Genomic DNA, 20,007 nt, shown 5'->3' on the forward strand with positions numbered 1-20,007 from the left:
CTACGAAAAAAAGCGGATGACGGGAAAGGCATGCTGAACCAGGTCCTAAAACATCTCGAAGCGCTGGTGTCCTTCGACACCCGCAATCCGCCGCGCGCCATCGGCACCGGCGGCCTCTTCGACTACGTCCGCGCCCAATTGCCCGATTTCCGGATCGAAGTGCGCGATCACGGCGCCGGCGCGGTGTCGTTCTTCGGCGTGCGCGGCGAGCCCAAGCGGCTGTTCAACGTGCATCTGGACACCGTGCCGGATTCGCCGGCCTGGACCGCGGATCCGCACAAGCTGCGGGTGACCGACGATCGCGCCATCGGCCTGGGCGCTTGCGACATCAAGGGCGCGGCAGCATGTCTGATCGCCGCGGCGAACGCGACGAAAGGCGATGCGGCCTTCTTGTTCTCCACCGACGAAGAAGCCAACGATCCGCGCTGCATCGACGCCTTCCTGAAGACCAATCACGGTTTCGAAGAAGCGCTGGTGTCCGAACCCACGCGTTGCGAAGCGGTATTGGCCCATCGCGGCATCGCTTCGGTGCAGATGCGGTTCCAGGGCCGGGCAGGGCACGCTTCCGGCGCCGAGGCGATGCATGCTAATGCGCTGCACCAGGCGATCCGCTGGGGCGCCGATGCGCTGGCGCTGGTCGAAGCCGAATCGCACCAGCGTTTCGGCGGACTCACCGGCTTGCGCTTCAACATCGGCCGCATCGAAGGCGGGATCAAGGCCAACATCATCGCGCCCAGCGCCGATTTGCGCTTCGGCTTCCGGCCGTTGCCTTCGCAGGATATGGATGCGTTGCATGCGAAATTCCGCGCGTTCGCGCCCGAAGGCACGTCGTACGAACCGCTGTTCCGCGGCCCTTCCTTGCCGGCCGGCGACGTCGCCGCGGCCGAGGAACGGCGCTTGGCGGCGCGCGATTTGGCCGACGAACTCGGATTGCCGATCGGCAATGCGGTCGATTTCTGGACCGAAGCTTCGCTGTTTTCCGCCGCGGGCTTGACCGCGATCGTCTACGGCCCGGGCGACATCGCCCAGGCCCATACCGCCGACGAATGGGTCGCGCTGTCGCAACTGGCCGAAGCGGCCGCCACTTACCAACGACTGATGGAGCGCTGACATGAACCTGCTCGCCACGCCTTCGGCCGCCGACTCGGGCGATCGGAGGGCACTTCCGGTCCCGCAACGATGAGTTCCTGCTCACCATGACCGATCTGCGCACCACGATCGTCCGGCTGCTGTCCAACATGGCCGGCGCCAAAGAGATCCAGCAATACCTCAAACGCTTCTCGCAACTCGACGCGGCGCGGTTCGCCGTGGTCAAGGTCGGCGGCGCGGTGTTGCGCGACGAGCTCGAGGCGCTGGTGTCCTCGCTGTCGTTCCTGCAGCAAGTGGGGCTGACGCCCATCGTCGTCCACGGCGCCGGACCGCAGCTCGATGCGGAAATGCAGGCCGCCGGCATCGAGAAGGTCACCGTCGACAACCTGCGCTACACCGACGCCGCGGTACTGGCCGTGGTGCGCCGCGTGCTGCGCCAGGAAAACCTGAAGCTGGTCGAAGCGCTGCAAGCCGAGGGCGTGCGCGCGACGTCGATCCAATCGGGCGTGTTCGAAGCCGCTTACCTCGACCCGGCGAAATACGGCCTGGTCGGCAAGGTGTCGCGCGTCGACACCGACGGCATCCACGCCGCGATCAAGGTCGGCTCGATCCCGGTGATCGCCTCGCTCGGCGAAACCGGCGACGGCCAGATCGTCAACGTCAACGCCGATTGGGCCGCGAACGAGCTGATCAAGACCCTGCAGCCCTACAAGATCGTGTTCCTCACCGGCACCGGCGGTTTGCTGGACGGCGAAGGCAAAGTGATCGATTCGATCAACCTGAGCACCGAGTACGAAGAGCTGCTGGCCCAACCTTGGCTGCATTCCGGCATGCGGGTGAAGATCGAGCAGATCCACGATCTGCTGATGGCCTTGCCGCCTTCGTCTTCGGTGTCGATCACCCGGCCCGACCAATTGGCGAAGGAATTGTTCACCCACAAGGGTTCGGGCACTCTGGTGCGGCGCGGCGAGCGGGTGATCCGCGCCGAACGCTGGGATCAGCTCGATCTGCCGCGGCTGCGCTCGCTGATCGAATCGGCTTTCGGCCGCAAGTTGACCTTGGACTATTTCGAACGCACGCCGTTGCTGCGCGCTTACGTCAGCGAGCACTATCGCGCCGCGGTGTTGTTGACCATGGAAGGCGACATCCCGTATCTGGACAAGTTCGCCGTGCTCGACGACGCCCAAGGCGAAGGCCTGGGCCGCGCGGTCTGGCAGGTGATGCGCGAGGAAACGCCGCAGCTGTTCTGGCGTTCGCGCCATCACAACGCGGTGAATCCTTTTTATTACGCCGAATCCGACGGCAGCTTCAAGCAGGAGAAATGGAAGGTGTTCTGGTACGGCCTGGATGGCTTCGACCAGATCGCCGCCTGCGTCGAGCATTGCCGCACGCGGCCGGCGACCTTGAAGGATTGACGATGGCGCAGGCATCGGCCCCGTCGGGTTGGGCGAAACCGGTAGCGCTGGCCGGACGCCATGCCGCGCTCGAACCGCTCGCCGAAAGCCACGCCGACGAGGTGCGCGCGGCGCTCGCCGGCGGCGAATTGGCGGCCGCCTGGTACACGAACGTGCCCGATCCGTCGGGCGTCGATGCCTACATCGCGGCCGCGCTCGCCGCGCAAGCGCTCGGACAGGCATTGCCGTTCGCGGTGCGCGACGCGGCGGGCGAATTGGTCGGCAGCACCCGCTATTACGATCTGGACGCGGCCGTGCCGCGCTTGAGCATCGGCTACACCTGGTACGCGCCGAAAGCGCAGCGCACCGGTGTCAATACCGAAGCCAAGCTGCTATTGCTCGGGCACGCCTTCGAAACCTTGGGCTGCGCGGCGGTGGCCTTCGAGACCAGTTGGTTCAACCATGCCTCGCGAACCGCCATCGCCCGGCTCGGCGCCAAGCAGGACGGCGTGCTGCGCGGCCATCGGCGCCATGCCGACGGCACGGTCCGCGACACGGTCGTGTTCTCGATCATCGATGCGGAGTGGCCCGCGGTGAAGAGCAATCTGCAGTACAAGCTGGCCCGTGGCGGGCGCGGAGCGGATCATGGTTGACAAGAAACGGGTGGGCATCGTCGGCGCGCGCGGGCATACCGGCGCCGAATTGATCCGCTTGATCGCGGCGCACCCGCATTTCGAGCTGGGTTTCGTGTCCTCGCGCGAGTTGGACGGCCAGCCCGTGTCGGCGCACGTCGCCGAGTATCGCGGCGAACAGGTTTACCGCAATTACGCCCACGAAGACATCGCCGCTCACCCGGCCGATGCGGTCGTGCTGGCGTTGCCGAACGGCAAGGCCGGCGCGTTCGTCGCGGCCATCGACGCCGCGGGCGCCGACCCGGTCGTCGTCGACCTGTCCGCGGACCACCGTTTCGACGACGGCTGGTACTACGGTTTGCCGGAACTGACCCGCGGCCGCTACCGCGGCCAGAAACGGATCAGCAATCCCGGCTGCTACGCCAGCGCGATGCAGTTGGCGATCGCGCCGATGCTGGACCTGCTGTCCGGCCCCGTGCAGTGCTTCGGCGTATCCGGCTATTCCGGCGCCGGCACCACGCCGTCCGACAAGAACGACGTGGACAAGCTGCGCGACAACCTGATGCCGTACAGCCTCACCGGCCACCTCCACGAACGCGAAGCGACCCGGCAGCTGGGCCTGCCGGTCGAATTCATGCCGCATGTCGCGCCGCATTTCCGCGGGTTGACGATCACGGCGAATCTGCATTTGGCCAAGCCCATCGCGTTGGATGCCGCGAAACAACGCTATCTCGACCGCTATGCCGGCGAAGCTTTGATTCGGGTCGTCGACGACGCGCCCTGGGTCAGTCGCATCGCGGGCAAGCACGGTGTCGAGATCGGCGGTTTCGCCTTGTCGGCCGACGGCCGGCGCCTGGTGGCCGTGTCCACGCTCGACAATCTGCTGAAGGGCGCGGCGACGCAGGCGATGCAGAACCTCAATCTGGCTTTCGGCTTCGACGAGATGGCGGGGATTCCAGCATGAGCGGGCTGCATGCTCTTGCAGAGCCGGCTCTTGTGGGAGCGGCTTCAGCCGCGAGGTCTTGATTTTCCATCGCTGCGAGCAAAAGCTCGCGGCTAAAGCCGCTCCTACATAAGAGCGGAGCTAAGAGGCGATGTCATGTCCGACCTGTTATGGCAAAAACCCGGCGTCGCGGTCGATGCGCAAATTCAGGCCTTCCTGGCCGGCGACGACGTGATCCTGGACCGCGAGTTCTTCCTGCACGACATCGCCGCAAGCAAAGCCCACGCCGAAGGGTTGCAGCGCATCGGCATCCTGTCGCAAGACGAGCTGGCCGGCCTGCTACGCGAATTGGATACGCTGGCGGCGGATTTCCGCAGCGGCGCGTTCGTGCTCGACGAAACATTCGAAGACGGCCATTCCGCCATCGAAGCGCGCCTCACCGAGCGTTTGGGCGACGCCGGCCGCCGCATCCACACCGGGCGCAGCCGCAACGACCAGATCCTGGTGGCCACGCGTTTGTGGTTGAAGGAAAAACTCGCGCGCACGCAAGTTTTGTGCAAAGAAATCGCCGGCATCGCGCTGGCTCGCGCGCAGGCCGAGGCCGACGTCCCGCTGCCGGGCTACACCCATCTGCAGCGCGCGGTGGTGTCTTCGCTGGGCATGTGGTGGGCGGGTTGGGCCGAAGCTTTCATCGACAACGCCCTCCGCGCCGGCGAGACCCGCGATTGGCTGGATGCGAATCCGCTGGGCACCGCCGCCGGTTACGGCGTCAATCTGCCTTTGAACCGCGGCCATACCGGATCGGCGCTCGATTTCGGACGCCTGCAGATTTCGCCGATCTACGCCCAGCTATCGCGCGGCAAATTCGAAATGGCGGCGCTCGAAGCCTTGGGCAGCGCGATGCTGGATCTGCGCCGCCTGGCTTGGGATCTGAGCCTGTTCACCAGCGCCGAATTCGGCTTCGTCGCGCTGCCCGCGCAGTACACCACCGGCAGTTCGATCATGCCGAACAAGCGCAATCCCGACGTGGTCGAGCTGATGCGAGCCAGCTACGCCAGCGTGGCGGCGGCGCGTTGCGAGATCGAACAGCTGCTGTCGCTGCCGTCCGGCTACCACCGCGATCTGCAGTTGAGCAAAGGCGCGCTGCTCCACGGTTTCGGCAAGGGGTTGGGCGCTTTGGCACTACTGCCGGACTTGCTGCGGAATCTCGAATGGCGCGCGGATCGGATGCGGGCGGCGCTGGAGCCGTCGATGTACGCCACGGATCTGGCGGTCGATTTGGCCAAGCAAGGCGTACCGTTCCGCGACGCTTACAAGCAGGCCGCGGATCCGCAGCGCTGGGGCGAAGGCGATCCCGCCCAGAGCCTTAAACAGCGGGTATCGCCCGGTGCGTCGGGAGATCTGCGTTTGGACGTGCTGCACGAGCGCTTGGCCGCGCTGGATTGAGGCTCCGCCGGCTGCGGCATAGCGAGGTCATGCTCCATATCCCTGCCGGAAGTCACGTTGGCTCATGCGCGGCGCAGCGCTAAAGTCGGAGATTGGCACCGGGAGAGCCCTTATGCGCGCAGCCGTACGTCGATCCCTTTGGCTCCTGCTGGCGAGCGCCGCGTTCGCCGGGTCGGCACTGGCGCAGACGCCGCCGATGGCGCCGGACATCACCGGCAAGAAATTCGTCGCGCCCACGTCCGCCAACGACTACGAAAAGCGCGACGTGATGATCCCGATGCGCGACGGCGTGAAGCTGCATACCGTCATCGTGGTGCCTAAAGGCGCGAAGAACGCCCCGATCCTGCTGACCCGCACGCCTTACGACGCCAGCGGCCGCTCCAGCCGCATGGATTCGCCGCGGATGATCGACATCCTGCCGGAAGGCGACGAAGTCTTCGTCCGCAGCGGCTACATCCGCGTGTTCCAGGATGTGCGCGGCAAATACGGCTCGCAAGGCGATTACGTGATGACGCGGCCGTTGCGCGGGCCGCTCAACGGCACCAAAGTCGATCATTCCACCGACGCTTGGGACACCATCGACTGGCTGGTCAAGAACGTGAAGGAATCGAACGGCCGGGTCGGCATGATCGGTTCCTCGTACGAAGGCTTCACCGTGGTGATGGCCTTGGTCGATCCGCATCCCGCGCTGAAGGTCGCGGCGCCGGAGAGCCCGATGGTCGACGGCTGGATGGGCGACGACTGGTTCAATTTCGGCGCGTTCCGTCAGACCAATTTCGACTATTTCACCGGCCAAACCACCGAAAAAGGCAAGGGCAAGCCGGTCGTCAACGAGGGCTACGACGACTACACGACGTTCCTGAGCTTCGGTTCGGCCGGCGACTACGGCAAGGCGCACGGCATCGAACAGTTGCCGTTCTGGCGCAAGATCCTCGAGCACCCGGCCTACGACGCGTTCTGGCAGGAACAAGCGCTGGACAAGGCGATGGCGCGCACGCCGCTCAAGGTGCCCACGATGTGGCTGCAGGGCCTGTGGGACCAGGAAGACATGTGGGGCGCGATCCACAGCTATCCGGCGATGGAGCCGAGAGACACGAACAACGACATGAATTACCTGGTGATGGGCCCGTGGCGGCATAGCCAGGTGAATGTCGGCGCGGCCTCGCTGGGCGCGCTGAAGTGGGACGGCGACACCGCATTGCAATTCCGTCGCGATGTGCTCAAGCCGTTCTTCGATCAATACCTGGTCGAAGGCGCGCCCAAGGCCGACACGCCGCCGGTCTTCATCTATAACACCGGCGAAAACCATTGGGATCGTTTCCCGTCCTGGCCGCTGAGTTGCGCTTCGGGTTGCGCGGCGCAGCCGAAGCCGCTGTATCTGCACGCCGGCGGCAAGCTCTCGTTCGACGCGCCGGCGGCGGGGCAGGGCGAATACGACGAGTACGTCTCCGATCCGGCCAAACCGGTGCCGTTCGTGCCGCGTCCGTCGCGGATGGGCGACCGCGAAACCTGGACGACTTGGTTGGTGAAGGATCAGCGCTTCGTCGACGGCCGCCCCGACGTGCTGACTTTCGTCAGCGAGCCGCTGACCGCGCCGCTGCGCATTTCCGGCGCGCCGGAGATGAACCTGCAAGCCTCGACCAGCGGCAGCGACAGCGATTGGGTAGTGAAGCTGATCGACGTGTATCCGGAAACGATGGCTTCGACGCCGGAAATGGGCGGTTACGAGCTGGCGGTGTCGTTGGCGATCTTCCGCGGCCGTTATCGCGAGAGCTTCGAGCATCCGAAGCCGATCGCGCCGAACCAGCCGCTGCTCTACAAGTTCGTGATGCCGACGACCAACCACGTGTTCCTGCCCGGCCATCGGGTGATGGTGCAGGTGCAGTCGAGCCTGTTCCCGCTCTACGACCGCAACCCGCAGACCTACGTGGACAACATTTTCTTCGCCAAGCCGGGCGATTACCGCAAGGCCACGCAGCGGGTGTGGACGTCGCCGCAGAACGCGAGCTTCGTCAGTTTGCCGGTGAAATAAACGACCGTAGCCCGGGTCGAGCGAAGCGATACCCGGGAGCACGCCGCGACTCGACCCCGGGTATCCACCCGGGCTACGTTGTCACCACGTGTCTTCGAGCCAGCGCGGTTTGCACGCCAGCCAACCGCCGTAGAGCAGCACCGCCACGCTGACGACGAGCATCGCGAACGGCACCACCCAACCCCGGCTCAAGTCGTGCAGCACGCCGAACAGCAGCGGTCCCAAGCAGCTGAGCGCGTAACCGACGCCTTGCATGAAGCCCGAGAGCGCGGCCGATCCGGCCGGACCGCGGGTACGCAGATTGATCAGCGTCAGCGCCAGCGGAAACGTGCTCGGTCCCAAGCCGAGCAGCGCGACCCATAGCACCGGCAAGGCCATCGGTGCGAACAACAGGCCCGCGAACGCGGCGATATGGCAGGCCGCGCAGGCCAACACGATGGGAAACGGATTCGGCGTGCGCACCGCCAACGAGGGCATCAGCAGCGCGCTGATCAGGCCTAAGGTGGAGAACAGCGCGACCATCGCGCCGCCGAAAGCGGGCGTCGCGCCGGCTTCGACCAGCAGCTTCGGCAGCCAGGTGAACATCGAATAGGTGATCAGCGAGGTCATGCCGAACATCAGCGCCATGCCCCAGGCGACGGGCGAACGCCATGCGCGGCCGCGCGCGAGCGGCGCCGCCAATTCGGGCGCTTCGTCGTCGGCCGTCACCGCGCGGTCGTGGCTGCGCGCGAGCGAGGAATCCTTGCGGCGTTCGATCAGCAGCACGCCGATCCAGGGCAGCGCCGCGGCGATCGCTACCAACGCCCAAGCGCCGAGGGACACGCGCCAACCCGCTTCCGCCGCCAGCGGTACCGCGACCAAGGCGGGCAAGATGGTGCCGAACTGCAAAACGGTGATGTAGAGCGTGCTGACCGCGCCGACGCGGTCGGCGAAATAGCGCTTGACCAGCGGCGGCAGCACCACATTGCCCATGCCCATGCCGGCCAGGGCGACGATCGATCCGATCAGCAATCCGCCGGTGCCTTCGGCGAACGAACGCAGCACCAGGCCGAGCGCGGCGAGCAGCATCGACAACAGGGCCGAACGTTCCAGGCCGAGCCGGTGCGCCATCGCCGGCGTCGCCACGCCGAACGCCGCGAACGCGGCGCTGGGCAGCATGCCGAACACGCCGGTCATGGTCGAGCCGAAGCCGAAGATCTGGCCCAGATCGCCGAGTAGCGGCGTCAGCGAGGTGACCGCGGTGCGCAGATTGAAGGCCGACAGCGCGATGCCGAACAGCACCAGCGCGCGGCCGTTCCACGATGCGGAGGCGGCGGAATGCGAAGCGGGGGAGGCCATCGCCCATTCTATCCGGCGCGGCGCGACAGGCGCTTGTCCGTAGCGCAACAATGCGTTGCGGACCGGCTTTTTGTAGGAGCGGCTTTAGCCGCGAGCTCTTTCCGTCGCATTGCCGAGATTTGGAAAAGCTCGCGGCTAAAGCCGCTCCCAACAAAAGCAGAAGCTTACAGGGTGGAGACGCCGACGGGCGCAGCCGAGTCGTCCATCCGCAGCACCGCCACTTTGCTTGCGACCAGCGACCGCGCGATTTCGTCGCTGCTGCCGAAAGCCCGGGCGATATCCTGCCGGTCCACATTCGCATGCGCCCCGCGGCGGTCCTTGTCGCGGAACCGGTAGCGATTGTATTCGGCCCAGGCGATCAGGATCACCGCGCTGGCCAGAGCCAGCATCGGCAGGGAGATCAGCAGGAACGGCTCGACCTGGTGTTCGCGCAGATACAGTTCGAATACCGCCGTGCGCACGCCCAGCAGCCACAGGAACAGCGTCAGCAGCGGCAGCCACAGGTAGGCGTAGGCCATCCAGAACGCGAACGTGACGACGCTGAAGAATCCGCGCTGCAACGCGGGCTGAGAACGCGGCTTGTAAATGACTTTCGAATCGAATTTCATCGGATCCCCCTATCCGGACTAATCCAGGTGGCGCGCTCGCGGCGCCGTTTCAACAACGTTTTCGGCACCGCGGTGACGGTGGTGAACAAACTGAGCATCCAGTACGCGATCGGGTACCAGATCATCCAGTAGTAATTGCGGCCGACCCGCGCTTCGTAGCGGCGGTCGATGATCAGGCTTGCGGCGAACTGGGTCAGGCAGACCATCGCCAGGATCACGCCGTGCCAGGACGGCAGGATCGTGCGCACGTACAGTTGCTCGGGCATCGGCAGGAACAGGCCGACCAGCCACAACAGCATGATGAACAGCATGATGTAGGCCCAGGCCACGCTGAGCATGTATTCGAACAGCACCGGCCACATTCGCCGTTTGCGCCAGCTGAGCAGGTCGCGGGTGTGGCGCAGCATCACTTCCACGCCGCCGCGCGCCCAGCGCAGGCGCTGTTTCCACAGGCCTTTCAGCGTTTCCGGCATCAGGATGAAGCACAGCGCGTTCGGCTCGTAGCGGATGTCCCAATGGTCCATCTGCAGGCGCCAGCTGATGTCGATGTCCTCGGTCACCATGTCGTCGGCCCAATAGCCGATCCGGTGCAGGGCGGTGCGGCGGAACGCGCTGATCACGCCGGACACGGTGAACAAGCGGCCGTAGACGCGCTGCGCACGCTTGATCATGCCGATGATCGACGAGAACTCGCCGACCTGGAGCCGGCCGAGCAGGGTGGAACGGTTGCGGATGCGCGGATTGCCCGTCACTGCGCCGACGCGAGGGCCCGACAGCAGATGCCACACCATCCAGTGCGCGGCGTACTCGTCCAGCAGCGCGTCGCCGTCGATGCAGACCAGATATTCCGAGCGCGCCGCCAGCGTGCCCATCCGCATCGCGTTGGCCTTGCCCATGTTGCGGTCCAGATGGATCACGCGCAGGCGATCGTGTCGGGCGGCCAGTCCGTTCAGCTTTTCGGCGGTGTCGTCGCTGCTGCCGTCGTTGATCGCGATCACTTCGAAATCGGGGTAGCGCTGCGTGAGGGCTGCGGCGATCGTCTCGTCGACCTGGTCGCCTTCGTTGAAGCAAGGGATGAGGATCGAAACGAAGGGCGGGTTCTCGATGGCCGGCGGCTGCGTGCGCGTCGGCGACCAGCGTTCGCGCCGGAAGTAGTAGTACAGGCCGCCCGTCATCCAGAAGAACGACATTACGATCGGATAGAAGAAGGCGAATTGGAACAGCGTCGCTAGGATCGGATTCATGGCCGCCTCACTTCGCGATGTAGGGGAAATTGCGCGCCGAGATCGCCTCGCGCGCGACTTCCACCGACGGCGAGTCGGCGATGAAGTCGTAGGGATACCAAGCCAGATGGCGCACGCCGGCGGCCTGCAGCTCGCGCGTCTGCCGCTTCAGCACGTCGCCGGGGATCGGCTTGCCGTTGCGCCAGTCCACGGTCTGCAGCTCGAACATCGTTTTGACGAACTCCGGATCGTGCCGTTTCACCTCGGCGGTCAGCGTCTGCATCCAATGGCGCGGACGGCGGCTGTTCTCCATCCACGGCATCGCCATCAGCGCGGTGTAGTCGTAGGCGCGGTTGAACGCGTCCAGGCGCTGCGCGAACCAAGCCTCGCTGGCGGGATCCAGCACCGTGTTCGCGTACAGATTGCGCACGGTCTTCAGCTTCGGCCGCCATTTTTCGGCCGCGGCCTTCAGTTCCAAGGTGAAGTCGATTAGCGCCCCGGTGCGGCTCGCCGGCGCCAGCGACGGCAGTTCGCCCTCGCGCAGGAAGGCGTCGTCGTGGAACAGCAAGCCTTCGAAATAGCTGTTGACGGCCAGGTCTTCGTAGATGCCGGCGATCAGCTTGCGGGTTTCCGGCTTAGTGAAATCCAGGCGGAAGATCTCGTGGCCTTGCGCGCCGGCGATCGCCAACGCGTTGCGCTGCGCGGCGTCGGGCAGTTCGTAACCCAACACCGGCAGCCAGGCGTAGACCACCACTTCGGCACGCGTATGCAACTGCCATGCGACGCGGTTGAACAGATCCGCGCGCATCGGCAGGAAACGGTTCGGGAAATACAGCGCATCGGCCGAACCATTGCCGTCGGGGTCGGCGAAGGCTTGCAGGAAGACATGGCTGGGGCCGATCTGCTTGACGCGCTCGATCAGCACGTCGATGTTGCGCGCCTGCTGGGCCGGATCGGAGTCGTAGACCGCGTCCAAGTCCACTTGCAGCGCGCGCACGCTGTCCAGCTCCATTTTGTGGCGCAGGTCGTAAGCCAGGTCCGCGACGGTCGGGTTGTCGACCATCAGCAACCGCGCCAGGCCATGCAGGTCGCCGCTCAGTTTAGTGTTGCGGCCTTCCAGGTCGAAGGTGACGCGCATGCCGAGCTGGTCGGCGATGTCGTTGGCTTCGCGGTTGTAGGCGGCGTAAGGCCACACGATCGCGCGCGGCTTGCGGCCCAGATGCAGGGCGATCTTGTCGCTGCTGCGGGCCAGGTCCGCGCGCAGGCGTTCGCGATAGGCCGCTTCGCTCTCGTAGGTTTGCCGCGCCGGGTCGTAGATGCGGGTGATGACGGCCGGGGTCTGGTTGCCTTGCGGGTTGGACAGCACGCCGTGGTGCAGATCGTCGGTATGCGAGGCGATCTCGACCAAGCCCGAATCCTGCATTTCGCGCAGCTGCGCCCAAGTGACGAAATCGTCGTGGGTGTAGGGCCGCGGTCCGAAATCGACGGTGCGGCCTTGCGGCAGATCGACCCAACCGGTGATCACCGCGGCCAGCGCCGGAAAACGGTAGGCGCGCAGCAGCGGGAACACGTGGGTGTACAGACTGCGCAAGCCATCGTCGAAGGTCAGCAGCACCGGCTTGTCGGGCAACGGCTTACGGCCTTCCGAGGCGTCGATCACCTGCTGCAGGCTGACCGGGTGGTAGCCCTGCGCCGACAGCCAGTCCAGATGCGCGGCGAAGTTCTGGGTGCCGATCGCATAGCTGTCCACGTCGCCTTTCAGCGCGACGTCGTCGCGCACGTCGTGGTAGCTGATCACCAGCAATTCGTTGGTTTCGGCCGCGACCGCGGTGCCGGCCTGCAACAGGCAGAACAGGGCCAACGCGCGCAATAGGGATTTCATTCCGTTGAACATGTCATTCTCCCCAGCGGAATTCGGCGTCGAAGCCGAGGTGGCGTTCGCGTTGTCCGTCGTAGACCGGTCGCGACCAGTTCACGCCGTAGACCAGGGTCTTGCCCAAGTCGAAACGCCATTCGTGTTCGTAGCGCAGCGACGGCATCCAGGCGTTGCCGAAGCCTTCCTGCCAGTACTGCCCGGCAGAAGCGGTGAGGCGATGGCGGAAGTGGCGGTCGTAGCGGCGCCAAACGATCTGATCGGCGCGCAAACCGATTTCCCAGGAGCGATCGCGCGAGGGATTGAAGTACGCCGCATCGTCGCGGCTGCCGCGGCTGGCGCCGACGCTGGCCAGGCCGTCGAGCAGGAAATGCGGACGGGTCAGCAGGCGCTGATCCAAATCCAGCGCTAGCGAATCGCGGCGGTTGCCGTCGTCGTAACGCAAGCGCTGCGCGGTGCCGGTCAGCCGGGTCAGTTCGCTCGGGTGGTAATCCAGGCCCAGCGACGCGGAATCGGCGGCGATGCCGCTGCGGCGCGCCTGCAGCGAGGCTTCCGGGTCGTTCTTGCGCAGGCCGAAGCTGGCGTCGAGCACGTCGTTGAAGCGCCAGCCCAGATCGAAGCTCAAGCCGGTGTCGTCGATGTCGTCGAAAGAGCGGTTGGCTTGCAGATGCCAGCTCAGGCGGTCGAAGCCGTAGCGCAGGCCGATCGCGGCGCGGCGATCGTGCACGTTGTCGCCGAGGAATTCCGAGGACCGGTCGACGCTGCCGGCGGTCAGCCGCCAGCGATCGTCCAGCAGCGGACTTTCGATGTCGAAACCGTAGATCGCATCGCGGTTGCCCAGCGGCGAAACGCCACCGCCGCCGCGGCTGCGGCCGCTGCCGGCGTAGACGCGCCATTGCCAACCCTGGTGCAGGTTCCAGCGTTTGTCGGCCAGCTTCACCGGCAGTGCATCGCCGTGGCTCGCCTGCAGGTTTTCGTGGATCGGCCGCGCCAGATCGTTGCGCTGCAATTCCATCAGCGTTTCGACTTGGCCGACGCGGCCTTGGATCGTCTGCGGATCGATGGTCGCGGCCATGCGATGGCGTTCCAGCGCGCGCTCGTTCCAGCCGCGGCGCTCGTACACCGAACCGAGCATCGACTGCAGGCCGGCGTTGTTGGGCCCGATCGCCGCCAGCGGTTCCAGCATCGCCTGCGCGCCGGCGAGATCCTCGCCGTAGGAGCGCGCCATCGCGTAATTGGTCTCGGCTTCGTAGCGCTTCCAGTTGTCGTAGGGCCGCGGCGAACCGGCGGCGTAGGGCCAAGCCGGATTGGCGTCGACCAGAGCCTTGAACTCGGGCAGGGCCAGGTCGAAGCGCTCGCTTTCCATCAGCGCGTAGGCGTGCTGGACCTGCAGGTCGATGTTGCCGGGATCGGCCTTAAGCGCGTCCGCCAGCACGGTTTCCGCTTGCTCCGGCCGCTGCAGCGCCATCAGCGAATCGCCGACGGCCGCCAGCGCATAGCCGGGGACGGTCTGGCCTTCCTGCTGCAGACGGGCGTAGTCGTCGGCCACTTCTTGATGCCGGGCCAGACGGTTGAGCAGATTGAGGCGGTCGAGGCGCAGGCGCAGCGGCAATCGGGCCGGATCGATGTCGGCGCGGGCCAGATAATCCTGGCTCGCGCGATCCGTGGCCTGGGCCTGGTCGAGCAGATGCTTTTCGTCGGCGACGTAGAGCCGGCTCCAAGAAGTCATCCGCGCCAGGCGGTCGGCCTCGATGCGCTGCGCCTCTTCGGCGCCGAACAATTCGGGGCGGACGCGATAGAGCGTCCAGGCGCGGTCGCGGGCGCCGAGCTCGGACAGGGTATGCACGCGCAACACGTACAAGGACGCGTCGTCGGGGTGCGCCGCGGCCGCTTTCTCGATCAACGCCAAGGCGGGCAGCCACTGCCGTTGATCGCGCAGATGACGTATTTCGGTCAGCGAGTCCTGCAAACCGGATGGCCTGGCAGCGTCACTTCCTGCCGTCGAAGGGCCGGAAAACGCAGATAAAGCCAACAGCGAGGCCAGCGCCAGGGGCGCAGGTCGGGCGATAGGCATGGAGAAAACCCTCTCTTCCGTGGGGGATAGGGCGAACTACAGTTTGTGACGCAGTTCACATTTTAGAGAGTAATCAAGCAAAAACCATGCCAATTATTACCGGGCAAAAACGTCGAGCCCGGACTCGTCGCCGAGCGGGCTGAAGGATAGGAGAGGGGATTTCACCGGATGGTCGGGGAGACAGGATTCGAACCTGCGACCTCTACGTCCCGAACGTAGCGCTCTACCAGACTGAGCTACACCCCGACAGGTGAGCCGCGCATTGTAGTGATGGGGGCGGGGTTGGGGCAATAGCCGCAATGCTCGAGTCGAGCGTGCACAGCTTTTTCCCTCTCCCTTTTACGGGAGAGGGAAAGGCCCGAAGGGCCAGGGAGAGGGTTCCGCGTTTGGCGGAATGCGCCCGTCTTGATGGTGCTTTCGCTGCAAGACTTTCGAAAAGCCGAACCCTGGCGCTGACGCGCCTATCCCCGCTCCGCGCCCCGACCCTCGCTTACGCGAGGGCGTTCAGGGGCATGCGAATCGGTGATTCGCAAACCATGCCCCCTCACCCCGTAAAGGGAGAGGGAAAAGCAACCGCCCGTTACACTGTGCAATCTTCGCTTCCGCTTGTTGGAGTCCCGCTTGATCAAGCCCCGCACGCCGCCCGGAGTCATGGAGCTGCTGCCGCGCGACCAGATCGCGTTCCAGCGCATGTTGGACACGATCCGGCTCACTTTCGAGCGCTTCGGCTTCCTGCCGGTGGAAACGCCGGTGATGGAACTATCCGAAGTGCTGCTGACCAAATCCGGCGGCGAGACCGAGCGACAGGTCTATTTCGTGCAGTCCACCGGCGCCCTGGAAAAATCAGGCGAAGGCCTGCCCGAACTGGCGCTGCGCTTCGACCTGACCGTGCCGCTGGCCCGCTACGTGGCCGAGCACGAGCACGAATTGGCCTTCCCGTTCCGCCGCTACCAGATGCAGCGCGTCTACCGCGGCGAGCGCGCCCAGCGCGGCCGCTTCCGCGAGTTCTACCAGTGCGACATCGACGTGATCGGCAAGGACGCGCTGTCGATCCGCCACGACGCCGAAATCCCCGCCGTGATCGGCGCCGTGTTCGAAGCGCTGGCCATCGGCGACTTCACCATCCAGCTCAACCACCGCAAATTGCTGCGCGGCTATTTCGAAGGCCTGGGCATCGAAGGCGAGCGCCAGGCGGCGGTGCTGCGCGAGATCGACAAGCTCGACAAGCGCGGTCAAGAGGCCGTGGCGGCGACGCTGGAAGGCGAGGGTTTTGGCCTGGCGGCGGAAACCGTCGCCAAGCTGATGGCGTTCTCGCAGGTGCGCTCGCGCGGGCACGAAGACGCATTGGCCAAGCTCGCCGCCTTGGGGCCGGGTTCGGTTCTGTTCGAAGAAGGACGCGACGAGCTGCGCGAAGTGCTGCAGCGGCTCAAGGCGATGGGCGTGGCGGAATCGCGCTACGCGGTTAATCTCTCCATCGCGCGCGGTTTGGACTACTACACCGGCATGGTGTACGAGACCACGCTGGACGCGCATCCGCAGATCGGTTCGATCTGCTCCGGCGGCCGCTACGACAACCTGGCCAGCCATTACACCAAGTCGAAACTGCCCGGCGTCGGCATCTCGATCGGCTTGACGCGCCTGTTCTGGCAATTGCGCGAGGCGGGCATCGTCGCCACGGCCGAAAGCTCGGTCGACGCGCTGGTGACCTTGCTCGACGACGCGGACTTGGACCATGCGCTGGCGCTGTCGCAGCAATTGCGCGCGGCGGGCTTGAACGTCGAAACCCAGCTCGAGCCGCGCAAGCTCGCCAAGCAACTGCAGTACGCCGACCGCGCCGGCATCCGCTTCGTGGTCATCCGCGGCGGCGACGAAGCGGCGCGCGGCGTGGTCGCGGTGAAGGATCTGCGCCGCGGCGAGCAGTTCGAAGCGGCCGAAGCCGATTTGGCGCGGACCTTGCTGGTCGAACGCGAACAATGGCGCGCCGTCGGCTCGTCCTCCAACTAATTTCCGGAAAACACCGCATGAAACCGATCCGCCTGGACGGACGTTCCCTGACTCGCCGGCAGTTGGTGGAAGTGGCGCACGGCGCGCAAGTCGAATTGGATCCAGCCGCGTTGAAGGCGGTCGAACGCGCCGCCGCCTTCCTCGCCGAACAGGTCCGGCGCGAGGAACCGATCTACGGCGTTTCGACCGGCTTCGGCAGCAACGCCGACAAACTCCTCGGCAGCCACCCCTTGCGCGACGAGCTGCCCGGCGCGGCGCCGTCCGGCCGCTCGTTGCACGAAGAACTGCAGCGCAACCTGATCGTCACCCACGCGGTTTGCGTCGGCGAACCTTTCGCCGCCGACGTGGTGCGCGCCATGCTTTGCATCCGCATCAACACGCTGTTGCGCGGGCATTCCGGCATCCGCGTCGAAACGCTGCAGGCCTTGGCGGCGATGCTCAACGCCGGCGTGGTGCCGGTGGTGCCGCAGCTGGGTTCGGTCGGCGCGAGCGGCGATTTGGCGCCGCTATCGCATCTGGCCATCGTCCTGCTCGGCGGTGGCGAGGCCTTCTACGATGGCGAACGCATGCCCGGCGCGCAGGCGCTGCAACGCGCCGGCCTGCAGCCGGTGTCGCTGTCGTATAAGGAAGGCTTGGCGCTGAACAACGGCACTGCGCAAATGCTGGCGACCGGCGTGTTGGCGCTGCAGAAACTGGACGATCTGCTCGACACGGCCGATCTGGCCGCAGCGATGACCATCGACGCTTTCGCCGGGCGCCTGGGCGCGTTCGCCGAAGAAGTGCATGCCTTGCGCCCGCATCCCGGGCAAGTGAAGACCGCGGCGAACCTGCGCTCGCTGCTGGCCGATTCGACTTTGGCCGACATTCCTTACCATCTGGTGCCGCGTTTCCGGCAGTGGTTGCCGCAAAGCTGGGACACCCCCGAAGCGCAGGCGCTGGGTTTCGACATCGGCTGGGATTGGGTGCCGACCTCGCAACGGCACGGGCGCGAGAAGTTCTACCAACGTTTCAAGCCTTTCCGCGGCGGCAAGAAGCACCAGCCGCAGGACAGCTATTCGCTGCGCTGCATCCCGCAGGTGCACGGCGCGGTGCGCGACGCGGTGGAGCAGGCCAAGCGCGTGCTCGACATCGAATTGAACGCGGTCACCGACAATCCGCTGGTGTTCCCCGAAGCGCAAGCCGAGCACGTCGAGCAGCAGGTGATTTCCGCCGGCCATTTCCACGGCATGCCGCTGGCGCTGGCGATGAGCTATGCGAAGGCGGCGATCCCGGTGCTGGCTTCGATCTCCGAGCGCCGCCTCAACAAATTGGTCGATCCGGCGACGAACGACGGCCTGCCGCCGTTCCTGATCGGCAACGAGGACGGCACCGAATCAGGCTTCATGATCGTCCAGTACACCGCGGCGGCCATCGTCAACGATTTGGCCAGCCGGGCGATGCCGGCGTCGGTGTATTCGATCCCGACTTCCGCGAACGCCGAAGACCACGTCTCGATGGGCGCCAACGAGGCGCGCCATGTCCTGGCGATGGCCGACGATCTGGGCAAAGTGCTCGCGCTGGAGCTGTACACCGCGGCGCAGGCTTTGGATCTGCGTCGCGGCATGATCAACGCTGCGCGGGCCCTGGCCGATCGCACCGATGCCGCCGGATTCGCGGCGAAAGTGCAGGGCGGTCCGCAACCCGGCGCGGATGCCGCGCAATTCGCTGCGGAAGTGGACGCCTTGCGTGCGGAATTGTCGGCGGCGGAACCGTTCCATCCCGGCGCCGCCGTCGCCCGCGCGCATGCGGCCTTGCGCGAAACGATTCCGTTCTTGGAGCGCGACCGTGCGATGGACGGCGAAGTCGCCGCGGCGGTGCGGCTGGTGGCCGACGGCAGTTTGTTGGCGGCTTCGCGCGGTTGATGCCGTTTTCATTCTCCCCTCGGGAGAAGGTGCCCGGAGGGCGGATGAGGGTTCGGCGAAGCGACGCCGCAATCCGAACCCTCACCCCAACCCCGCTTCGCACCCCGGCCCGCGCCAGCGGCTCGGGCGTTCCACTGCATGCGCGCCGGTGGCGCGCAATCTATGCAGTGTCACCCCGAGGGGAGAGGGGTTTTCGAGCGATGGGACAGCGCCAGGATCGAAACCGAAATCAGCAGCATCCGCAGCGCATCCAGCGAATCGGAGAACGGATCGCCGTTGCGGACATGCGTGCCGATGGCGCCGATCATGATCACGGCCAGCCATAACGCTGCGAAGCGTCGCGTGCGTTCGAACATCAAACCGATGGCGCCGACGATTTCGGCCGCCATCACCGCATACATGAACGTGGCCGGATAGCCCGAATTCAAGAAGAATTCGCGCATCTGCGCATCGTGCGCGAGCTTGCCGATCTCGAAAGCGAAGAAGCCGAGGGCGACGTAGACGGACAAGCCCGCGGCCGTTTCGGGCCGGGAGGCGAAATCGGCGATGGTCGATGTGCCGCCGGCCGAGGGTTTCCGCATCCATGCGGCGCAAGCCAGCAGCAGCGCCACACCGGTCAGGGGCCAATCCGCCATCCTCAGCGTACGCAGAACCGGGCGCATCATATTGGCCGCCCCGTCGCCGGCCAGCGATACGACCGCGACGCCGAGCAGGTTCGCTAGCGCCAGCAGCGCGCACACCCACAGGAAACCGCGGCCAAGATCGCGAGCGCCGGTCCGCGCTGCGAGCGTCTTCAACAGGACGAGGGCGACGATTGCGGCCAGGACGGCCTGGATCGTGGCGACGGCGACGGGGTTCATGCGGCGGCCTTGCGGGCGAGGGCGCCCGCCAATCTACGCCACCGTCCGGCGCTGTTCATATAGGCCGGAAGTGGGGGCGGCCGCTTCTTTGTAGAGTCGAGCCTGCTCGACTGCTTTTCCGTCTCGACTGCTCTCCCGTCTCGGCTGTGAAGCAGTCGAGCAGGCTCGACTCTACGGTCCGGCACTCGGGCCACCTCAGCCAGGGCTTGACGGGTTTCCATCTTCGGGTTAATGTATTAACACACTAATACATTAATGCAATGAAACAACGCCCTGAGCCCCTGCCGGAACGCGATGCCGACGCCTCTTTGAAGGCCTTGGCGAAAGCGCTCGCGTCGCTGGACAGGGCCGAGGACGTGCGCGCCTTCCTCGAAGACCTGTGCACGCCCGCCGAGCTCGAGGCGATGGCCGACCGCTGGCGCGTCGTGCCCCTGTTGCTGCAGGGCGTGCCGTACCGCCAGATCCACGACCGCACCTTGGTGAGCGTCACCACCATCGGCCGCGTCGCCCGCACCTTGGAGCGGGGCGCGGGCGGTTACGCCGCTGCCGCCAAGCGCCAGCATCCGCGCCTGATCTCTTCGCATTGACCG

At 65.7% G+C, this 20,007-nt stretch carries 15 protein-coding genes and 1 tRNA gene; 9 read left to right on the top strand and 7 right to left on the bottom strand.

Translation table 11 applies throughout. The features are described from left to right. The first annotated feature begins 30 nt into the window (after positions 1-30). The 6 genes from FCE95_RS01480 to FCE95_RS01505 all read left to right on the top strand — a co-directional run bounded on the left by FCE95_RS01480 (position 31) and on the right by FCE95_RS01505 (position 7,536). A complete protein-coding gene (locus tag FCE95_RS01480) occupies positions 31-1,110 on the top strand; it encodes an acetylornithine deacetylase (protein WP_137265227.1) in 1,080 nt (359 codons plus the stop codon). Between the two features lie 86 nt (positions 1,111-1,196). Next, on the top strand, positions 1,197-2,504 hold the full coding sequence (locus FCE95_RS01485; protein WP_137265228.1) for an acetylglutamate kinase: 1,308 nt from the start codon (positions 1,197-1,199) through the stop codon (positions 2,502-2,504). 2 nt (positions 2,505-2,506) lie between these two features. Next, positions 2,507-3,136, top strand: coding sequence for a GNAT family N-acetyltransferase (locus FCE95_RS01490; protein WP_137265229.1), 630 nt, complete (start codon positions 2,507-2,509; stop codon positions 3,134-3,136). Continuing rightward, a complete protein-coding gene (argC, locus tag FCE95_RS01495; protein ID WP_137265230.1) occupies positions 3,129-4,079 on the top strand; it encodes an N-acetyl-gamma-glutamyl-phosphate reductase in 951 nt (316 codons plus the stop codon). Before FCE95_RS01490 ends, argC begins: the two co-directional genes overlap by 8 nt. Positions 4,080-4,214: 135 nt before the next feature. Further along, positions 4,215-5,504 (top strand): argininosuccinate lyase, encoded by a 1,290-nt coding sequence (locus FCE95_RS01500; protein ID WP_137265231.1) that lies wholly within the window; start codon positions 4,215-4,217, stop codon positions 5,502-5,504. 112 nt (positions 5,505-5,616) lie between these two features. Beyond that, positions 5,617-7,536, top strand: coding sequence for a CocE/NonD family hydrolase (locus tag FCE95_RS01505; protein ID WP_137265232.1), 1,920 nt, complete (start codon positions 5,617-5,619; stop codon positions 7,534-7,536). Positions 7,537-7,617: 81 nt separating this feature from the next. Here FCE95_RS01505 and FCE95_RS01510 read toward each other — a convergent pair whose 3' ends face one another. The 6 genes from FCE95_RS01510 to FCE95_RS01535 all read right to left on the bottom strand — a co-directional run bounded on the left by FCE95_RS01510 (position 7,618) and on the right by FCE95_RS01535 (position 14,898). Further along, positions 7,618-8,874, bottom strand: a complete 1,257-nt coding sequence (locus FCE95_RS01510) for a CynX/NimT family MFS transporter (RefSeq protein ID WP_137265233.1) — start codon at positions 8,872-8,874, stop codon at positions 7,618-7,620. A gap of 164 nt (positions 8,875-9,038) precedes the next feature. After that, entirely contained in the window at positions 9,039-9,482 is a 444-nt protein-coding gene (gene pgaD / locus FCE95_RS01515; protein WP_137265234.1) for a poly-beta-1,6-N-acetyl-D-glucosamine biosynthesis protein PgaD, read from the bottom strand. Beyond that, positions 9,479-10,726 (bottom strand): poly-beta-1,6-N-acetyl-D-glucosamine synthase, encoded by a 1,248-nt coding sequence (pgaC, locus tag FCE95_RS01520; protein WP_137265235.1) that lies wholly within the window; start codon positions 10,724-10,726, stop codon positions 9,479-9,481. Before pgaC ends, pgaD begins: the two co-directional genes overlap by 4 nt. Positions 10,727-10,733: 7 nt before the next feature. Then, positions 10,734-12,587: a poly-beta-1,6-N-acetyl-D-glucosamine N-deacetylase PgaB gene (gene pgaB, locus FCE95_RS01525; RefSeq protein WP_425481290.1), complete on the bottom strand. Its 1,854-nt coding sequence runs from the start codon at positions 12,585-12,587 to the stop codon at positions 10,734-10,736. 13 nt (positions 12,588-12,600) lie between these two features. Next, the gene (gene pgaA, locus FCE95_RS01530; RefSeq protein WP_137265237.1) at positions 12,601-14,652 is read right to left on the bottom strand and encodes a poly-beta-1,6 N-acetyl-D-glucosamine export porin PgaA; all 2,052 of its coding nucleotides are present in this window, start codon (positions 14,650-14,652) and stop codon (positions 12,601-12,603) included. Positions 14,653-14,821: 169 nt separating this feature from the next. Continuing rightward, positions 14,822-14,898: transfer RNA gene (locus FCE95_RS01535), tRNA-Pro, on the bottom strand. Between the two features lie 375 nt (positions 14,899-15,273). Here FCE95_RS01535 and hisS point away from each other — a divergent pair. Both hisS and FCE95_RS01545 read left to right on the top strand, forming a co-directional pair. Further along, positions 15,274-16,656: a histidine--tRNA ligase gene (gene hisS, locus FCE95_RS01540; RefSeq protein ID WP_137265238.1), complete on the top strand. Its 1,383-nt coding sequence runs from the start codon at positions 15,274-15,276 to the stop codon at positions 16,654-16,656. 17 nt (positions 16,657-16,673) lie between these two features. Then, complete coding sequence (locus tag FCE95_RS01545; protein WP_137265239.1) at positions 16,674-18,557, top strand: HAL/PAL/TAL family ammonia-lyase; 1,884 nt, start codon at positions 16,674-16,676, stop codon at positions 18,555-18,557. 170 nt (positions 18,558-18,727) lie between these two features. Here FCE95_RS01545 and FCE95_RS01550 read toward each other — a convergent pair whose 3' ends face one another. Next, positions 18,728-19,417, bottom strand: coding sequence for a DoxX family protein (locus tag FCE95_RS01550; RefSeq protein WP_137265240.1), 690 nt, complete (start codon positions 19,415-19,417; stop codon positions 18,728-18,730). Between the two features lie 260 nt (positions 19,418-19,677). Between FCE95_RS01550 and FCE95_RS01555 the strand changes: the two genes are divergently transcribed. Beyond that, positions 19,678-20,004, top strand: a complete 327-nt coding sequence (locus FCE95_RS01555) for a YerC/YecD family TrpR-related protein (protein WP_137265241.1) — start codon at positions 19,678-19,680, stop codon at positions 20,002-20,004. The last annotated feature ends 3 nt before the right edge of the window (positions 20,005-20,007 follow it).

Origin of the sequence: Luteimonas gilva (assembly GCF_005239095.1) — a bacterium.
In the GTDB taxonomy this organism is placed as follows: Bacteria; Pseudomonadota; Gammaproteobacteria; order Xanthomonadales; family Xanthomonadaceae; genus Luteimonas_C; species Luteimonas_C gilva.

Excerpts from the sequence above, each read along its gene's own strand:
- pgaA (WP_137265237.1), bottom strand. The coding sequence starts at position 14,652 with ATGCCTATCGCCCGACCTGCGCCCCTGGCGCTGGCCTCGCTGTTGGCT.
- pgaC (WP_137265235.1), bottom strand. The coding sequence starts at position 10,726 with ATGAATCCGATCCTAGCGACGCTGTTCCAATTCGCCTTCTTCTATCCG.
- FCE95_RS01550 (WP_137265240.1), bottom strand. The coding sequence starts at position 19,417 with ATGAACCCCGTCGCCGTCGCCACGATCCAGGCCGTCCTGGCCGCAATC.
- pgaD (WP_137265234.1), bottom strand. The coding sequence starts at position 9,482 with ATGAAATTCGATTCGAAAGTCATTTACAAGCCGCGTTCTCAGCCCGCG.
- pgaB (WP_425481290.1), bottom strand. The coding sequence starts at position 12,587 with ATGAAATCCCTATTGCGCGCGTTGGCCCTGTTCTGCCTGTTGCAGGCC.
- FCE95_RS01510 (WP_137265233.1), bottom strand. The coding sequence starts at position 8,874 with ATGGCCTCCCCCGCTTCGCATTCCGCCGCCTCCGCATCGTGGAACGGC.
- FCE95_RS01555 (WP_137265241.1), top strand. The coding sequence starts at position 19,678 with ATGAAACAACGCCCTGAGCCCCTGCCGGAACGCGATGCCGACGCCTCT.
- FCE95_RS01545 (WP_137265239.1), top strand. The coding sequence starts at position 16,674 with ATGAAACCGATCCGCCTGGACGGACGTTCCCTGACTCGCCGGCAGTTG.
- FCE95_RS01500 (WP_137265231.1), top strand. The coding sequence starts at position 4,215 with ATGTCCGACCTGTTATGGCAAAAACCCGGCGTCGCGGTCGATGCGCAA.
- FCE95_RS01505 (WP_137265232.1), top strand. The coding sequence starts at position 5,617 with ATGCGCGCAGCCGTACGTCGATCCCTTTGGCTCCTGCTGGCGAGCGCC.
- argC (WP_137265230.1), top strand. The coding sequence starts at position 3,129 with ATGGTTGACAAGAAACGGGTGGGCATCGTCGGCGCGCGCGGGCATACC.
- FCE95_RS01485 (WP_137265228.1), top strand. The coding sequence starts at position 1,197 with ATGACCGATCTGCGCACCACGATCGTCCGGCTGCTGTCCAACATGGCC.
- FCE95_RS01490 (WP_137265229.1), top strand. The coding sequence starts at position 2,507 with ATGGCGCAGGCATCGGCCCCGTCGGGTTGGGCGAAACCGGTAGCGCTG.
- FCE95_RS01480 (WP_137265227.1), top strand. The coding sequence starts at position 31 with ATGCTGAACCAGGTCCTAAAACATCTCGAAGCGCTGGTGTCCTTCGAC.